This window comes from Photobacterium sp. DNB22_13_2 (assembly GCF_052873915.1).
On record NZ_JBNNXU010000001.1, the window covers coordinates 153,999 to 169,945 of the forward strand.

Consider the following 15,947-nt stretch of genomic DNA (forward strand, 5'->3'; position numbering starts at 1 on the left):
CTTAATCTAAACCCCGGTATTGCCGGGGTTTTCTTTTATCCCCCCGACATAAGCTGTCTATTTCATGAAGCAATTTGTCTCTTCTTACAGGCTTAGGGACATAAGCATCCATACCAGCATCGAAACATGCTTGAATATCATCGTCGACCACACTGGCCGTTAGAGCGATGATCGGTATTTTCGGCAGTTGGCTTTGACCTCGAACTCTCTGATCTCTTTCGTTGCTTCAAAGCCATCTTTTATCGGCATCATGCAATCCATTAGAATCAGTGAGAAAGTACGGTCAGATGAAAACATTTCGACAGCTTCCTGACCATTATTCGCAATGTCGTAATCATAACCCGCCTTCTTTAGATGAAGTGATGCCACTTTCTGGTTTACCAGGTTATCTTCCACCAGCAACACATGCGGTATTTGATTCTGGTCGCTAGATGCATCTAGCTTGACGTTGACTACCGACCGTCAGTTCATAGAAATGTTGGAAAGCTTTCAACAAACGATTGCCAAGTAATGGGTAAGTGAGTAGCGAATCGATACTGTTACCAAAATCAACTGCCTCGCTATTCATGTTCCTAATTAGGCACAGTGTCCGATGCTCACTTTTAAGCCCTTCAACTAACTCGATAAGTGTACTCAAAGGCGTAAGGCTATTCTCACTGACTATCACAACTTGCTTGTTATTTTCTGCAGCCAGTGCAAGTTGTGATGACGCATCAAGCCGAGTATTTATACCGATGCCAAATAGCGCCCCAACATCATTACGTAAATCACTTGCAAGGCTATAATTGCTTTGTTCTTTATTTTCCACAATAGCAAGTCGGTTTGAGAAGTGATACTGAGACAAGTCTTCTAAAAACTTAACAGCATGTTGAGCTTTTTCAAGAGAAGCAACCTGAAGAATAATGTGTGTAAGTTGGCGATTAACCAACAAAAAGCGAAAGGCACAATGGCATCCCAACCAGAAAAAACAATTTATGCTTTATAAGTAACCTATTCCAAAACTGACTAAACACGGTTTTCATCCTGAATTATTGATAAATTCAGTAATTTTTTTCGCCACTTGCCCTGTTGTATGAGGGGACAAAATATCCCCCACTAAAACATGTTGAAGCTTGTCACCACTACCAGAAATAACAACTGATTGGCGATAATTTTCAGGTAAGCGTTCAAGCATAGCTTGTGTTTTTGCTATATCCACAATACGGTCTTGCTCTGAGTAGAAGGTCAAAACCGGCGTTTCGATTTGCTCAAGAGGTTGATTGCGCGTTACCTCAACCACCCCCATCATGGTCACCAATGCCTCAACAGGATAACGTGTCGTCCAGTACCGAGCTTGCGCGTCATTCACAGGCTTCCATTCACGGTAGTCACCGATAACTAACTTGGCAATTTCATTTCCCATCGGCATCAGCAGTAGCTCGGCGTTGCTATCGGCAGGCCCCATATTAGGAGAAATCAAAACGGTGTGGCTGAGTTTTAACAATTCAGGTTGAGACGCTAACCATAAAGCAAGTGTCGCACCGGTTGATAAGCCTATAACAATAACCTTATCCCCGAGCAACTCTCCTATCTCATAGGCATGTCGAGCATCATTGAGCCAATCATTCACCGTTACCTGCTTCATGCTATCAGCTGGGCGACCATGTCCTCTCAAGCGCGTTTCAAATAAGTTCGCGCCAAGCTCACTGGCGACCAATTGCGCTAATGGCGCTGTATCTTGCCGTGACGATGAAAATCCATGTAAGTAAACAACCGCATACTCTGTCGAACGATTCAGTTCACCAGCCCAAGTGATCTTTTTTTCCGTACCTGGAGTGATATCAGAAAACTGCTGCTCCTTCGTAACAATAAAATGATCAACTTGTTGAGGAATCGAAACCTCAACATAAGTATATGAAGTATCAACCCGAGGGCTAAATACATAAAGAGCAGCAATGACCGCAAAACAAATGATAACCCACTGCGATTTTTTCATTCGGTCCCTCGTACTTCATACACCTTCAATACGCTTATTAGGTATAACTAAAGTAAGCCTACCTAATCAACCACACATAACTTACGATTTTGTGAGTTAATCATGCTGTCGTTGGAAATCACGTAATAATAAAACTCTTCACGCATTTCGTACTTTTGAATAAATGTTCTTATATGGTTGAGCAAGCTTTTTGCTTCATTGTAACGGTACAAGTAATCTTTATCGCATTCATTGACCACGCCCAGATCAACACGCAGCTCATTAAATTGATCCATTAAGTTATTCACCCGCTCTTCATTCTGCTTTTCAAGCGCTGAACTTGCATACAGTTTCTCAAACTCTGCACGTTTTCTTTCCCACTCATCGACATCAGAAATCTTGGCACTGATTTCAGCCTCTTGAGATTGGAGTTGAGCAAGCTCTTGGTCCACCATCAATTGAGATTCCGTCAACTGCCGGCGCTCTTTTGCAATAGCACTGTTCACGTCTCGCTCAAAACGCCGCTGTACACTATAAAGCTGTGAGCTTTTCTTCTTCAGCGCTTGTTGAGAATCAGCATACTTTTGTTCAAGGACTGCAATTTCACTGTTCTTGTCAACCAGAATGGTACTGACAGTACTAATCTCCTGCTTTAAAGACACATATTTTTCATCCAGCACGATTAAACGTTCATCGAGCTCATCTATCACTATCTGCTGCTCTTCTAGCTGCGCTTGCTTAGATACTAGTTGCTGCTGAAAATCATCAATCAGCCGCTGCTTATCCAATAATTGTTGCTCATACTCATCAAACTGCCTTTGCACAGACTGATAATCAACCAACCCTTGGTTATATTGCCAATAGAAGTAACCGACTTGAGCGAGCAACACCGTCACTATAATGCCTGCAAAAGCCACTACTCTACGCTGGGAAAACATTGATGTTATCTCAGTCTGAACCAATGGAGATAACGATGTAGTCAATCTTTGCTTGGTTCTTTGCTTTCCTCTGTTCATATCATCCTTCTTGCACAGTTGTTGCATTGACACCAACTTTTACATGGCACTTTGGACAGATATATGACCGCTTGTTAATCTCAGCATGACATGATGGGCAGGTAACATGCCTTCGATCCTTACTCAGATACATCAGCAGTGCGCCAATGGGACCTAAGACATATCCCAATAAAATACCTGCGATCAAATTGCCTTTTTGATAGCCCAAGTAGGTGGATAAACAGAAAAAAGACAAATAAAAAAAGAACCAAAATACGATATCAAATTCCATATGCTCACCACTGATTATGACTCTCTGAATGCCCGGTAATAGGAGTTGAATAACGGTGCCGTGAAGTAATCCCACATCGTTTGTGCTTCCAACAAAATAAACACTTCTGTAGGCATACCCGGATATAGCTCTATGTGGCCAAGGGAGGCCACTTCGTCTTTATTCAGTTTTACCCGAACCAGGTATCCTGTGGGGTGCTGTTGTGATTTAGGCTGCAATCGGTCAGCCGCAACATAAATCACCTCGCCCTGAACTGGCGGAGTACGTCGCACATTGTAAGCACTAAGCCTTACTCTTGCTTCTAGACCATTGTGTACCACATCGATATCTTCCGGTTTGACCAAAGCTTCGACGATCAGCTCATCGCTGTCTGGTACGATTTCCAAAATAACGTCACCAGGATTAATAACACCACCAATACTGTGTACGTTTAACCCCACCACCGTACCGGTATGCTCGCTGCGGATTGTCACCCTAGAACGAATATCACTGGCAGCGTTCAAAGACTGGGCCACATCCCGCCATTCCCGCTCGACAGTAGCTAGTTCAACCGCACGCTGTTGCTCCCACTCTACCTTTTCTGACTTGTAATCCTGCTCAAGGGAACGTAGCTGTCCCTCTAGCACATCAATTTGAGCCGTGAGCTCTGCTACTTGGGCCTCAATACCGGCTTGATGCCGTTGAAGTTCCAGCATACGAGTCTTCGACACATACCCTTTCTCCAATAGCCCTGCTGTCATAGCTATCTCTTGGGTAACAAGGGATAGCTGCCGATTAATGGCTTTAAGTTGAAAACTGGCCCCGCGCAGTTGCTCTTCCAATACCAAGTTTTTCTGCTGATACTGCCCTTCAGAAAGATCGCGACGCAGTATTGACTGTTGAAACTGCAACTGCTGAGTATTAATGATATTGGCCAGCTCTGTTTCATCGACATCATGGCGCCCCTGATAGGTCCAATTGATCTTACGCTCCTGGGCTAGCTCAGCATTCAAACGATCATGGCGTGCATTGAGGGTTGCAGAGCGAAGCACCAAGCGTCGATAATCCGATTCAGCCTTGGTATTCGACAGCTCTAATAGCACATCGCCAGCTTTTACGTGCTGACCTTCCTGTACATAAATCGCCTTTACCCAACCGCCTCGCAAATGCTGAACCTTTTTCCGTTGCGACTCAACGACCAGCGTACCTTGGGCAATAGAAGCCGAATCAAGCGGGGCTGTTAACGCCCACCCCAAGAAGCTGCCAACAGTTAAAAATAAAAAAATACAGCCAAAAAGTATGATGCTCCGGGTATCAAAGCGTTGTTTATCCATGTTGTACTCCTTGCCCTGAAGCTTTTGTGGCCGTTTTCACTGCAGCTTCAGCACTATTGTCAACACCAGACATCGCTCCCAAAAACTTGTCGCATGTCCCTGCTTTTTCTATTTTCCCGTCCTTAAGAACGATGACCCAATCCATCTGTCTCAGAAAGCCAGGGCGATGACTGATCATCACCACCGTGATCTGATTCTCCTTGCAGTACTGAAGTACAATGGCTAAAGCCACCTCCCCTTCCGGGTCGAGGTTGGAGTTAGGCTCATCAAGCACCAGTACACTCGGATTGGAAAAAATCGCTCTCGCCAAACCTATTCGTTGCTTCTGCCCGCCTGAGAGTTGTACCCCACCTTCCCCCAAATAGGTGTCATAGCCTTGCGGCAGAGAAATAATAAGTTCGTGGATACACGCTAAGCGAGCGGCATGAATAATATCTTTAGCGGGTGCTTCTGAAAAACGACAAATATTCTCGGCCACCGTGCCCGCCAACAAGCCCACCTCTTGCGGTAAATAACCGATATGCTTGCCGAATTGCTCTTCCGGCCAAAGATCGATGGCAGCACCATCGATCTTGATGCTGCCCATACTGGGTTTATGGATCCCCATGATCAAAGCAGCCAGGGTTGATTTACCCGACCCACTATTGCCCATAATGGCCAAGGCATTACCCGCACCAAGTTTGAAGCTGATATTCTGCAGGACAGGCTGACCTTGGTGCTGGAATTTAAGCCCGATATTATGGAGTAAGAGCTCTCCTTTAGGGTCTGGTAGCTCTGTCTGCGGCTCAGACTGTTGACTGTCTTCGTATTGGTTAAGCCGTTTATACGCCTGCAAAGCACTGAACCAACTCTTCCAACCACTAACAGCCTGCTCAAAAGGTGACAATACCCGTGCCATAATAATTGAGCTGGCAATAATAGCCCCGGCTCCTATCTGGTTTTGTAATACCAAGACCACACCTGCGGTTAAAATAATGGCTTGAAGCAAGGTTCTAAAGTAGCGGCTGATTGACAGCAACTGACCTGTACGGGCATTGAGTCGCCATTGCAAATCCAATAGCTTGACGTTACGGCGATTCCACAGCGTACCAACACTATCAGCCATGCCCATCGCCCTCAATGTTGGAGCATTTCGCAAAAAGTCATTCAACTCCATGCTGGTTTTGATACTTAAGTCATGGGCTTGCTCACTGGGTTTCTTCGCCGAGAGCATCATGATTACAGCCAGTACGCAAAAGACAAAACACCCAACTAGCGCAATAGTGCCAAGCAACGGATGTAATACAAATAAGATAAGTAAGAACAGAGGCACCCAAGGGATATCGAAAATCGCGGAAGTCGAAGGGGTCACCAAGAACTGGCGAATTTCAGTCAAATCTTGCAGCCCTTGCTTTTCAATCCGGTTCATTTTGGAAGAACGGCGAATACTATCAGCTAGCAATGATGAACTCAGAGAGACATCCAGTTTTAATCCGGAGCGCTGTAGCAGTAGTGTTCTGACATGTTCAATCACCGCTTGAGCAGTCAACAAACCAACCGCGACGACCATCAAGGCCATAAGGGTATCTAAGCTTGCACTACTAAGCACCCGATCGAATAATTGCAAGCTATATACAGGCAGCGTCAATACCAGAAAGTTAATCGCCAGACTAAACAAAGCGACAAAAAACAAATCCTTTTTACACGCTGTCAACGCAGTTGCTAACGTTTCCTTAAGCAAGATCCTTCCCCATACGCCACTTGTGGTATATGAATTATAGGACAAGTAAAAAATTTACAATAAAGAATTTTCAGATAATTAATTAAACATCAAACAGTTATCTCCGAGAGCAGCGTCACAGTTTTGCTCTGCATCCATAGCAAACTATCCCAACGCATGGATTAAACCGATATAACTTATTAAGTTGTCACAAAAAGGAAAGAAGAGGTAATGCTGAAAGCGATGCTACAACACAAAAGCCTGCTGAAAATAACACCAGTATTGACTGCATTACTGATGCCGCTGTTTGTGTTCGCTGCTTTCAACACTGAAACAGAAGAAGCCGAGCCCAGCTTTTATGGTGGTCGCAGCGTAACCCATAACAATACGGATGTAGCGTCGAGCGATATAGAGTTTCAGCGCCGAACAATTGCTCCCCCTATTATCATTAAAGAAACTGAACTCGAAGAGAATCTCTCAGAGATTGAAACCGCTTCTCCAGCCATGGCGGCGACATCAGGCACAGAAATATCCACAGACATACAAGCCCCTGTCGAACTCACCCGCAACGAAAAGTTGTTAGCCAAAAAAGCTTATTACTATGTTGAGCAAAATTGGAACGATGAAACTGGCCTCATTAACTCAGTACAAGGCTACCATCACAGTACGATGTGGGATGTGGCCAGTGGAATAGCAGCGATTCTCGCCGCTGAGGGCCTTGAGCTGATCTCATCCGAAGAAGCTAACAGCAAACTGCAAAAAACACTCAATACCCTATTGGGTTTACCTCTCTATCGTAACGCCCTGCCAAACCGCGAGTACAATACTCATACCGCTGACCCCTCTGGCCGGTTCAGTTCTAGCCGTTCCAACGGCAATGGCTGGTCTGCTTTAGATATCGGCCGGCTCTTAATTTGGTTAGAGATTACCCAACGGAAAAAACCAGAGTTCGAAGCCTCTGTTGTACGTATCTTAGAGCATTGGCAATTGGATAAATCAGTATACCAAGGTACATTGTACGGCGAGCTTAAAACGTCCAAGAAAAAAGATTATCGCCAAGAAGGTCGGTTAGGATATTTGCAATATGCCGCCTACGGATTCGATCTCGCCGGATTTAACGTTTCTGCGGCCTATGAACAACAAGATATAGAAAAAGTCTTAGTGGATGGGATCCCACTGTTAGTTGATAAGCGTAACTTACCGTATTTCACGACGGATCCCTATGTTCTTGCTGGTATAGAAATTGGTGCTGAAGATCAATGGTGGAACCAACTGGACACCTTATACCGGTTACAAAAAAACAAATCCTCGCAGCAAAAAGTCCCATGGATTTTTGCTGAAGATGCCATGAGCCGTTCGCCTTGGTTTTCGTACAACAATATCTATATTTATGGCAGTGCTTGGCTGAGTATCGCGCCTGGTGGTAAGCCAGTGGAGAATCCTCAAATTTTTAGCAATAAAGTCGCTTTTGGCTTGAGCGTCTTATTTAATGATGATGACTTCAGTCAACAACTTGCTGACAGAGTCATAAATAACAGCCTCACACACCGTTCTATCCCTACCGGTATTTATTTAAACGAAGGCCCGAACAGTGCTTATAACATCAACACTAACTCACTCATTTTAAGTGCACTATGGTACAAAAAACGGAATTTTGTCCCACTTATTAGACCTGATTAATTTGCATTCTAGACACAACATTACAAACTGCGTCGCATAATTTAATTATACGTCTCAGAACCAATACAGCTTTACAGCTCTAGGGCAAAAAAATCCTGCTAATTTAATAATACCCAAGAGACTTCATGTTACGTGGGCATTGTGCTGGCTCTATTTTCCTAAGGATCTGTATTTATGTTGTTGCGATCACTCACCCAAACGGCAGGCTTTATCACCATGCTATCGTTTACCCCTCTCGTGCTTGCCGATACCTCTATAGAAGACCCCTTTACCGAACTCAATTCTGAACTTTGGTGGAAATCCGACGGCTGGAGTAACGGCTTTCCTTTCTTCAACCGCTGGGAAGGAGAAGCGATTTCGCATTCCACTGACGGCATGGCAATAACATTAAGCCATGCACCTAATGGAGCGGATGACTTTGAATTTCAATCTGGTGAGTTAAGAAGCCATGGATATTATGGCTATGGATGCTATGAAGTGGAAATGAAGCCTATTGCCGAACCCGGAGTCATCAGTTCATTCTTCTTATTTTCCGGCCCTTATGACAAGCCTGAAGATGGCAATGGTATGCACAACGAAATTGATGTTGAATTTCTAGGTCACAACACCAATGTCATGCAGGTAAACTTCTGGACCAATGATGACCGCTATACTCGTAGTCATGAGCAACTTATTTATTTGAATTTCGATGCATCACAAGACTTCCACCGTTACGGCATCAAATGGACCAAAGGCGCGATCAAATGGTATATCGACGGCAAGATGGTTTATAAAGTGAAAAACACGAACAATGATCCCATCCCGTCAGTCACCGACAGTCGTCTGCGAATCATGGCCAATGTCTGGGCAACGGATGAGCGGATCTCAAATTGGGCGGGAGATTTTAGCAAAGATCCAACCACCTCAGTCACCGCCGAATACAAAAACTTCCGCTTTATCCCTGGGCGGAAGTGTTCGTTAAGGAACTAGAGCAGGCTTATGCCCGCTTAATTCGCACGACCTTCATCACTTCAAAGCTCAATCCAGCCACAACCTCCGTGGCTGGATAATAGGTCAAGTTCACCTTCGCTCCAGCGAGCGATTGATACTTTTTCTTGCGCTTGAATTTAAATGGGACATCGTAGCCTTCGAGCATTATGGAGTGCATAACCCAATCCTCAGCCTCACGTTGGGTATGTGATGCGACCTTCTTATCTTCAGAATGAACAAGCTTGTTATGTTGATTGAGCAACTTATCAACGTCAGATTTCATCTCATCGCCTATATCTGAATTTATATCACTTGTGAGACAGACACTACCGGATTGGCTACATATACTCAAATGGTCCTTAGGTCTTATATCGCAGTACAAGTGATCGTAGTGTGGATTCACTACTGATACATACAAAAACAGAGTGCATTGCACTCTGTTTTTTTGTTCGAGGTATTATTTTGCCACCGTTAAAAAGACAAGAAGACACCAGCAATTGTTGCGCTCATCAAGTTTGCCAAGGTCGCAGCAAAAATGGCCTTGAAGCCTAAGCGAGCTATGTCAGGGCGTCGGCTAGGGACAACACCGCCCAAGCCGCCCATTAGCATGGCAATGGATGTAAGGTTTGCAAATCCACACAGAGCAAATGTCACAATCGCCTGCGAGTGGCTGCTCAGTTGATCTTTCACCGCCATCAAATCGGCAAATGCAACAAATTCATTAACTGCGATCTTCTTACCAATCAAACTCGCAGCAACGGTAGCTTCAGACCAAGGCACGCCAATCAACCATGCCACAGGGGCAAAGAGATAACCGAAGATAAATTCCAGGCTTAGATTGTCAATACCGGTCCAATCACCGACATGCGCTAGGCCGCCGTTGATCATTGCAATCAAACTGATGATGGCCAATAAACTCGCACCGACAGCCATGACGATCTGCAAACCGCTCAATGCACCCTGTGTCGCCGCATCGATAATATTAACGGGTTCATCATCGCCACCATCATCGATAGCGTCATCTTCATTGATCGTTTCAGTCTGAGGTACCAGGATTTTAGCCATCATCAAACCAGCAGGAGCAGACATAAAACTGGCTGCTATCAAGTAACTAATATCTACCCCTAAACCTGCGTAGCCCACCAAGGTACCACCAGCGACAGAAGCTAGACCACCAACCATAACGGCAAACAATTCAGAGCGGCTCATTTTTGCCAAATAGGGACGTACAACCAGTGGTGCCTCAACAGACCCCACAAAAATATTCGCTGTTGCCGACATCGATTCGGTGCGGCTAGTACCCAGAAAACGCTGTAGCAAACCACCAATACTGCGGATGATAAAACCCATCACGCCCAAATAATAAAGCACAGATATTAATGCAGAGAAGAACACGATCGTCGGTAGAACGTTAACCGCAAAAATGAAACCTAGTTTGAACTGAGCCAGTTCACCAAACAGGAATTCAGTGCCAACACGGCCATAGTCAATAATGCCTGAAACTGCCGATGAAACAGAGTTGAGGATCTCACGCCCTACAGGCACATATAAGATAAAGCCTGCAAAAACTAGCTGAATGGCAAATGCGCCACCCACGGTACGCCAGTTAATTTCACGACGATTTTCAGAGAATAGAACTGCAACCGCAAAAAGCGTAATAACGCCTAGTGCACTGACCAGATAGCTCATGGTCAAACTCCACAAATTTGTTAGTAAACGATTGCGGAGGCATTCTATTGAGAAATAAAACTGTGACAAGGATCAACTTGTTACACATATTTACACTTTTGACACATAGAACAGAGATTTTGCTTATATAAACGCCAATTCATGCCAGCTATCCATGATTGGTGCACCAGGGGGATACTATTGTCACCATAGTTGACAATATTCCCCCCTAATACCGACATAAAACGAAAACGATTTCGTGCACTGAGGTTAGTTTGGTGATTAAAGCACCTTGTCCCAGTACACCGGCTCACCAATTTTGTCTCGGATGAAGCTGAGAAAGGCTTGTACCTTCTTGGGCAAATACTGATAACGAGGATAGATTGCATATAAAGGCATATACTGTGTCAGCTGCCAGTCCGGCAATAAGCGAACCAACCGTCCTTCCTGAAACTCCTTATCAAGTAGATAAGTGGCCAGATAACCGATCCCATGGCCTGATAAGGTGGCATCAAGGATCGCATCCGCCGAGTCTACCCGGTAATTCCCTGCTACCTTTATATTTTGCTGCTCGCCATTTTGCTGGAAACTCCATACATTATCTTTTCGCTCACGACTGTAATAAGTAATGCAGTTATGGATATCAAGATCTTTAGGCTTATAAGGCACACCACAGCGCGCAAGGTAATCCGGGCTAGCGGCGAGGACAAAATGACAGTCAGCTAAATGACGGGCAACAAACCCTTCAGGAGGAGAGTCTGTCATCCCTATCCACAAGTCCAATTGCTCAGCGATGAGGTCGACCTTGTGATCAAACAAGCTCATCTCTACATCCAACTGAGGATATAGCTGATGGAAAGAGGCAAGATAAGGGGCGATATGGTGACGGGCAAATGACTGGGCGCTGCCCACCCTCAAGATCCCCTGCATGCTATCACTATTCTGCAAGAGCTCACTTTCTGCTTCGTTCATTTCAGCAACGATATTGGCGCAATGTGCAGCAAACCGCTCTCCCGCTTCGGTCAATGCAAATGAACGCGTTGTGCGCTGCACCAACTGTACACCTAGCCTTTGTTCCAATTGCTTAACCAGTTTACTGACTTGGGTGCGTGAAATATCAAGCAGCTGTGCTGCTTTGGTAAAACTGCGCTGATGGGTCAGCGCGTTGAACACCACCATCTGTTGGGCTTTCTTAATCATTCTTTGTGTGTTTCTACGAACTCTGTGGAGTAATTGTACCAGAGCCAAGGCCAAGTATTGCTCTCACAATGCTTTTCTGTCTCGGCCACTCTCTATGATGTTTCTCATACCTGGCCACTGTCATAAAACGACAGAAGCACTCATCGCTTGGTGACAAAAGCAGCAAATGAAGCAATCAAGCACTGCTCTTGAAAATAATTAAGAAAAAATCAGCAATAAATTTTTTAATAATTAAAAACTGCAACTTTTATCAAGGATTGCAGCCTTGTAACATTACCTTCATGTACTAGCATTTCCGCAGACCAAATCAAACAGAAAAACAACGCCAGACAATTAAACCAACAAAGAATAACAACTAAGCATTAAACACCGCAAACCATCGTCACCGACACTCCAAATCGACCTTATAACTACCCAAAATAAAAAAGATATGCACAATGACGCACCAAGCGAGAAAGCCACTATATACCCATTCGCTATACATGTGATTCCTTTGGGAATTGCCAGGTTATAGCAATACGCACAAAATAAAGAAGTGGAATCAAGATCAAATTGGACACTTATTAAACATTTATGAATAGCGTCATAGAGTGTTCAAACTACTGAAACATTACTGTCATACTTCTTCCCTAATCTTTGCCTCGTTCATTCAAAACCTATTGGCAATCAGGCCAGCTTTTTAAGGATTAGGAAAATGAAAACAAAGGTTATTGGTGCTCTAGCCCTAGCAGGTTCAATGGTATTCAACACTGCAGTAGCAAATGAAACTATTTCAGTTGTAGGTTCTAGCTCCGTATCACCAATCATGGAAGTTCTCGGTGAAACCTACGCACAGTCAAACAGTGTGACAGTCGAAGTTCAGGGCCCTGGCTCTTCTGCGGGTGTTCGTGCTGCTCACGATGGTTCTTCTGACCTTGGTATGAGCTCTCGTGATCTTAAAGATTCAGAGAAAGCTAACAACATTCAAGAAATTGTTATCGCTCGTGACGGTATCGCAGTCGTCGTACACAACAACAACACAGTTGATGACCTATCTATCGAAGAAGTTTCTAAAATCTATAAAGGCGAAATCACTAACTGGAAAGAAGTGGGTGGTGAAGACAAGCCAATCGTAGTTGCGACTCGTGATACAGCTTCTGGTACTCGTGGTGCTTTCGAAGACATCATGGACCTAAAAATGAAAGTTAACGATATTTCAGTTTCTGCCATTTCACAGCGTGCACAAGTTGCAAGCGGTAACGGCCAGCTGAAAACGATTGTCGCGAACAACCCATTTGCAATCGGCTATATCTCTCTAGGTTCTGTAGACGAGTCTGTTAAGCCTCTATCTATCGACAACCATCAGCCATCTGTTGAAGCTATTCAGGCTGGTGATTACGGTGTACAGCGTCCATTCCTAGTTGTTTACAAAGATGGCCGCCCTTCAACTGCCGCTCTGGACTTCCTTAAGTGGGTAAAAGGTCCTGAAGGCCAGAAGATTGTTGCTGACAACGGCTTCATCGCTGTTAAGTAAGTTATAAGTTTAATTTACCGGTCGTCATCAGTTGATGACGACCGGGTTTTTGTTGATTCCTTGGTATTCGGATAAACCTTGTTTAACCAATATCTGGAGTAAGAATATGACCATCGCAAATAACATTGAAAGTTCAGCTAAGCGCTCTTCGCTAAAAGCGAAAGATAAAGTCGACTGGCGTGAACTGTTTTTTAAATATCTATTTTTATCGAGTGCTGCACTTGGCATTCTTTCGCTAATTTTAATTGGCTATTTTATCTTCCGTGAAGGTTACGCTGCCTTTGCCGAAGCTGGTGTTGGCGGTATTGTTCTAGGTACAAACTGGCTACCACCCGCGCTATACGGTATTGCCCCAATGATTGTGGCATCGGTGGTATCAACCGCTGGCGCAGTTGTTATCGGTGTGCCAATTGGCGTACTAACTGCAATTTTCATTTCGGAAGTTGCACCGAAACGCCTTGCAGATATCATTCGTCCGATGATCGAACTACTTGCTGGTATTCCGTCTGTTGTTTACGGTTTCTTCGGCTTAGTTATCATCGTACCTCTAATTCAAGATGTATTTGCTGTACCAGCAGGTAACACCATCTTAGCTGGTATCATCGTACTTTCGGTGATGATTCTGCCAACCGTTATTACGGTATCAGAAACATCCATTCGTGCTGTACCGCGTACTTACAAAGAAGGTTCGTACGCACTGGGTGCATCGCAAATGTTCACAATCTTTAAGCTGCTTGTACCTGCAGCACGCTCAGGCATCATGACCGGCGTTATCTTGGGTGTTGCCCGTGCGCTTGGTGAAACCATGGCGATTATCATGGTCATGGGTAACTCACCGGCCATGCCGCGAGGTATCTTGGACTCAGCCCGTACGCTAACGGCAAACATTGCGATTGAGATGTCATATGCAACTGGCCTCCACGCAAGTGCACTATACGCAACGGGTATCGTTCTTCTGGTGTTCATTATGGTACTAAACGGCGCGCTTCTTTACTTGAACCGTGAGCGTGCGAGGTAATTACGATGGCTTTACAAGGTACAAATACACAAAAGCAGCAGATGAAAGATAAAATTTCACTCGTGCTTATCTGGTCAGCCGCATCTATCACTGTCGGCTTTCTACTCTGGGTTGTTTGGTACATTCTGAGCAACGGCCTTTCACATGTTGATTGGACGTTCATTTCCAGCGACTACACCACCATCGGCCAAGAGTCAGGTATCTGGCCAATGATTGTTTCCACCCTGTACATGGTTGCCGCTTCAATTGGTGTGGCAGCCCCACTGGGTATTATGACCGCTATCTACCTAACCGAATACGCAAAGGTAGGTAGTAAGCTAGTAAAAGTGATTCGTTTCTGTACAGAATCACTGGCCGGTATTCCGTCGATTATCTACGGTCTATTCGGTATGACTTTCTTCGTTGTTGTTATGGGCTTTGGTTACTCTATCCTGTCAGGTGCCCTGACCCTGAGTATCCTCATCCTGCCGGTTATTATCCGTACAACTGAAGAAGCACTAATGGCTGTACCTCAGACTTACCGCGAAGGTTCATATGGTCTGGGTGCATCTAAAATTTACACCATCTGGAGACTGATTCTACCAAGCGCAATGCCAGGTATTGTTACCTCCATCATCCTCAGTGTAGGTCGTGTTATCGGTGAATCAGCACCGGTCTTCATGACTGCAGGTATGGTTGCCCGTATTCCAGAGAGCATGTTCGACTCTGGCCGTACGCTAACCGTTCACCTGTACAAACTAACGCAGGAGCTATACACGATTCACGAATGGAACCAGGCGTACGCAACAGCCACCATTCTGATCATTATCGTTCTTGTTATTAACTTGTTAACAAAGCTTATCGCTAGCCGATTCAATACTGCGACTTACTAATCTTTGAGGAAGAGAACCATGAATAAATTTAATATTGAAAATCTAGACCTATACTACGGCGAAAACCAAGCACTTAAGCAAATTAACCTGCCGATTCCAAACCGTCAGGTAACCGCACTCATTGGTCCGTCAGGCTGTGGTAAATCAACGCTTTTACGTTGCCTTAACCGTATGAACGACCTAATTGAAGGCGTAAAAATCGAAGGTCACCTTTCGATGGATGGGGAAGATGTTTACGGCAACATTGACGTTGCTCAGCTTCGCATCAAAGTCGGCATGGTATTCCAGAAGCCAAACCCGTTCCCAATGAGCATCTACGAAAACATCGCTTATGGTCTTCGTGCTCAGGGCGTTAAAGACAAGAAAATCCTAGACGAAGTTGTAGAGAGATCACTTCGCGGCGCAGCACTCTGGGATGAAGTAAAAGACCGTTTGAAATCACACGCATTCGGTCTGTCGGGTGGTCAGCAGCAGCGTCTGTGTATTGCCCGTACAATTGCAATGGAGCCAGAAGTGATCCTGATGGACGAACCAACATCAGCACTTGACCCTATTGCCACCAAAAAAATTGAAGATTTGATGGAGACTCTGAAAAAAGACTTCACCATCGTTATCGTTACCCACTCAATGCAGCAGGCACGTCGTATCTCTGACCGTACTGCTTTCTTCCTAATGGGTGAACTGGTTGAGCACGATTCAACAAGCGTGCTATTCAACCAGCCTGCTGACGACCGTACACGCGGTTATGTAAACGGTGACTTTGGTTAATAGACT

General features: G+C 44.8%; 14 protein-coding genes and 1 pseudogene. 6 read left to right on the forward strand and 9 right to left on the reverse strand.

The genetic code is table 11. The features are described from left to right. Position 1 precedes the first annotated feature (1 nt). The 6 genes and pseudogenes from ACVA58_RS00645 to ACVA58_RS00670 all read right to left on the reverse strand — a co-directional run. Positions 2-426, reverse strand: a pseudogene (locus ACVA58_RS00645) (response regulator); the annotation flags it as partial. A gap of 1 nt (position 427) precedes the next feature. After that, positions 428-931, reverse strand: a complete 504-nt coding sequence (locus ACVA58_RS00650; protein WP_446508544.1) for a hypothetical protein — start codon at positions 929-931, stop codon at positions 428-430. A gap of 87 nt (positions 932-1,018) precedes the next feature. After that, complete coding sequence (locus ACVA58_RS00655) at positions 1,019-1,975, reverse strand: alpha/beta hydrolase (protein ID WP_446508545.1); 957 nt, start codon at positions 1,973-1,975, stop codon at positions 1,019-1,021. A gap of 62 nt (positions 1,976-2,037) precedes the next feature. Further along, complete coding sequence (locus ACVA58_RS00660; RefSeq protein WP_446508546.1) at positions 2,038-2,892, reverse strand: hypothetical protein; 855 nt, start codon at positions 2,890-2,892, stop codon at positions 2,038-2,040. A gap of 363 nt (positions 2,893-3,255) precedes the next feature. After that, positions 3,256-4,554: an HlyD family type I secretion periplasmic adaptor subunit gene (locus ACVA58_RS00665; protein WP_446508547.1), complete on the reverse strand. Its 1,299-nt coding sequence runs from the start codon at positions 4,552-4,554 to the stop codon at positions 3,256-3,258. Continuing rightward, a complete protein-coding gene (locus tag ACVA58_RS00670; RefSeq protein ID WP_446508548.1) occupies positions 4,547-6,274 on the reverse strand; it encodes a type I secretion system permease/ATPase in 1,728 nt (575 codons plus the stop codon). Before ACVA58_RS00670 ends, ACVA58_RS00665 begins: the two co-directional genes overlap by 8 nt. Positions 6,275-6,484: 210 nt before the next feature. On the opposite strand from ACVA58_RS00670, the gene ACVA58_RS00675 reads away from it, so the two are divergent. Together ACVA58_RS00675 and ACVA58_RS00680 are read left to right on the forward strand one after the other, a co-directional pair. Next, on the forward strand, positions 6,485-7,933 hold the full coding sequence (locus ACVA58_RS00675) for a DUF3131 domain-containing protein (RefSeq protein ID WP_446508549.1): 1,449 nt from the start codon (positions 6,485-6,487) through the stop codon (positions 7,931-7,933). Between the two features lie 174 nt (positions 7,934-8,107). Next, a complete protein-coding gene (locus ACVA58_RS00680; RefSeq protein ID WP_446508550.1) occupies positions 8,108-8,902 on the forward strand; it encodes a family 16 glycosylhydrolase in 795 nt (264 codons plus the stop codon). Positions 8,903-8,909: 7 nt separating this feature from the next. On the opposite strand, the gene ACVA58_RS00685 is transcribed toward ACVA58_RS00680, so the two are convergent. The 3 genes from ACVA58_RS00685 to ACVA58_RS00695 form a co-directional block, all read right to left on the reverse strand. After that, entirely contained in the window at positions 8,910-9,185 is a 276-nt protein-coding gene (locus ACVA58_RS00685; protein ID WP_446508551.1) for a hypothetical protein, read from the reverse strand. Between the two features lie 188 nt (positions 9,186-9,373). Next, positions 9,374-10,591, reverse strand: a complete 1,218-nt coding sequence (locus ACVA58_RS00690; protein ID WP_446508552.1) for a NupC/NupG family nucleoside CNT transporter — start codon at positions 10,589-10,591, stop codon at positions 9,374-9,376. 261 nt (positions 10,592-10,852) lie between these two features. Then, positions 10,853-11,770, reverse strand: coding sequence for a LysR substrate-binding domain-containing protein (locus ACVA58_RS00695; protein WP_446508553.1), 918 nt, complete (start codon positions 11,768-11,770; stop codon positions 10,853-10,855). Between the two features lie 694 nt (positions 11,771-12,464). Here ACVA58_RS00695 and ACVA58_RS00700 point away from each other — a divergent pair. From ACVA58_RS00700 to pstB, 4 genes are all read left to right on the forward strand, one after another. Then, complete coding sequence (locus ACVA58_RS00700) at positions 12,465-13,283, forward strand: phosphate ABC transporter substrate-binding protein (RefSeq protein ID WP_446508554.1); 819 nt, start codon at positions 12,465-12,467, stop codon at positions 13,281-13,283. A gap of 106 nt (positions 13,284-13,389) precedes the next feature. Further along, positions 13,390-14,301: a phosphate ABC transporter permease subunit PstC gene (pstC, locus tag ACVA58_RS00705; RefSeq protein WP_446508555.1), complete on the forward strand. Its 912-nt coding sequence runs from the start codon at positions 13,390-13,392 to the stop codon at positions 14,299-14,301. Between the two features lie 5 nt (positions 14,302-14,306). Continuing rightward, on the forward strand, positions 14,307-15,173 hold the full coding sequence (gene pstA / locus ACVA58_RS00710; protein WP_446508556.1) for a phosphate ABC transporter permease PstA: 867 nt from the start codon (positions 14,307-14,309) through the stop codon (positions 15,171-15,173). An 18-nt stretch (positions 15,174-15,191) separates the two neighbouring features. Beyond that, entirely contained in the window at positions 15,192-15,941 is a 750-nt protein-coding gene (gene pstB, locus ACVA58_RS00715) for a phosphate ABC transporter ATP-binding protein PstB (protein ID WP_446508557.1), read from the forward strand. The last annotated feature ends 6 nt before the right edge of the window (positions 15,942-15,947 follow it).

Bases quoted from the DNA above. Each gene is read 5' to 3' on its own strand.
- ACVA58_RS00685 (WP_446508551.1), bottom strand. From the start codon at position 9,185: ATGAAATCTGACGTTGATAAGTTGCTCAATCAACATAACAAGCTTGTT.
- pstB (WP_446508557.1), top strand. From the start codon at position 15,192: ATGAATAAATTTAATATTGAAAATCTAGACCTATACTACGGCGAAAAC.
- ACVA58_RS00675 (WP_446508549.1), top strand. From the start codon at position 6,485: ATGCTGAAAGCGATGCTACAACACAAAAGCCTGCTGAAAATAACACCA.
- ACVA58_RS00700 (WP_446508554.1), top strand. From the start codon at position 12,465: ATGAAAACAAAGGTTATTGGTGCTCTAGCCCTAGCAGGTTCAATGGTA.
- ACVA58_RS00680 (WP_446508550.1), top strand. From the start codon at position 8,108: ATGTTGTTGCGATCACTCACCCAAACGGCAGGCTTTATCACCATGCTA.
- pstA (WP_446508556.1), top strand. From the start codon at position 14,307: ATGGCTTTACAAGGTACAAATACACAAAAGCAGCAGATGAAAGATAAA.
- ACVA58_RS00660 (WP_446508546.1), bottom strand. From the start codon at position 2,892: ATGTTTTCCCAGCGTAGAGTAGTGGCTTTTGCAGGCATTATAGTGACG.
- ACVA58_RS00695 (WP_446508553.1), bottom strand. From the start codon at position 11,770: ATGATTAAGAAAGCCCAACAGATGGTGGTGTTCAACGCGCTGACCCAT.
- pstC (WP_446508555.1), top strand. From the start codon at position 13,390: ATGACCATCGCAAATAACATTGAAAGTTCAGCTAAGCGCTCTTCGCTA.
- ACVA58_RS00665 (WP_446508547.1), bottom strand. From the start codon at position 4,554: ATGGATAAACAACGCTTTGATACCCGGAGCATCATACTTTTTGGCTGT.
- ACVA58_RS00655 (WP_446508545.1), bottom strand. From the start codon at position 1,975: ATGAAAAAATCGCAGTGGGTTATCATTTGTTTTGCGGTCATTGCTGCT.
- ACVA58_RS00690 (WP_446508552.1), bottom strand. From the start codon at position 10,591: ATGAGCTATCTGGTCAGTGCACTAGGCGTTATTACGCTTTTTGCGGTT.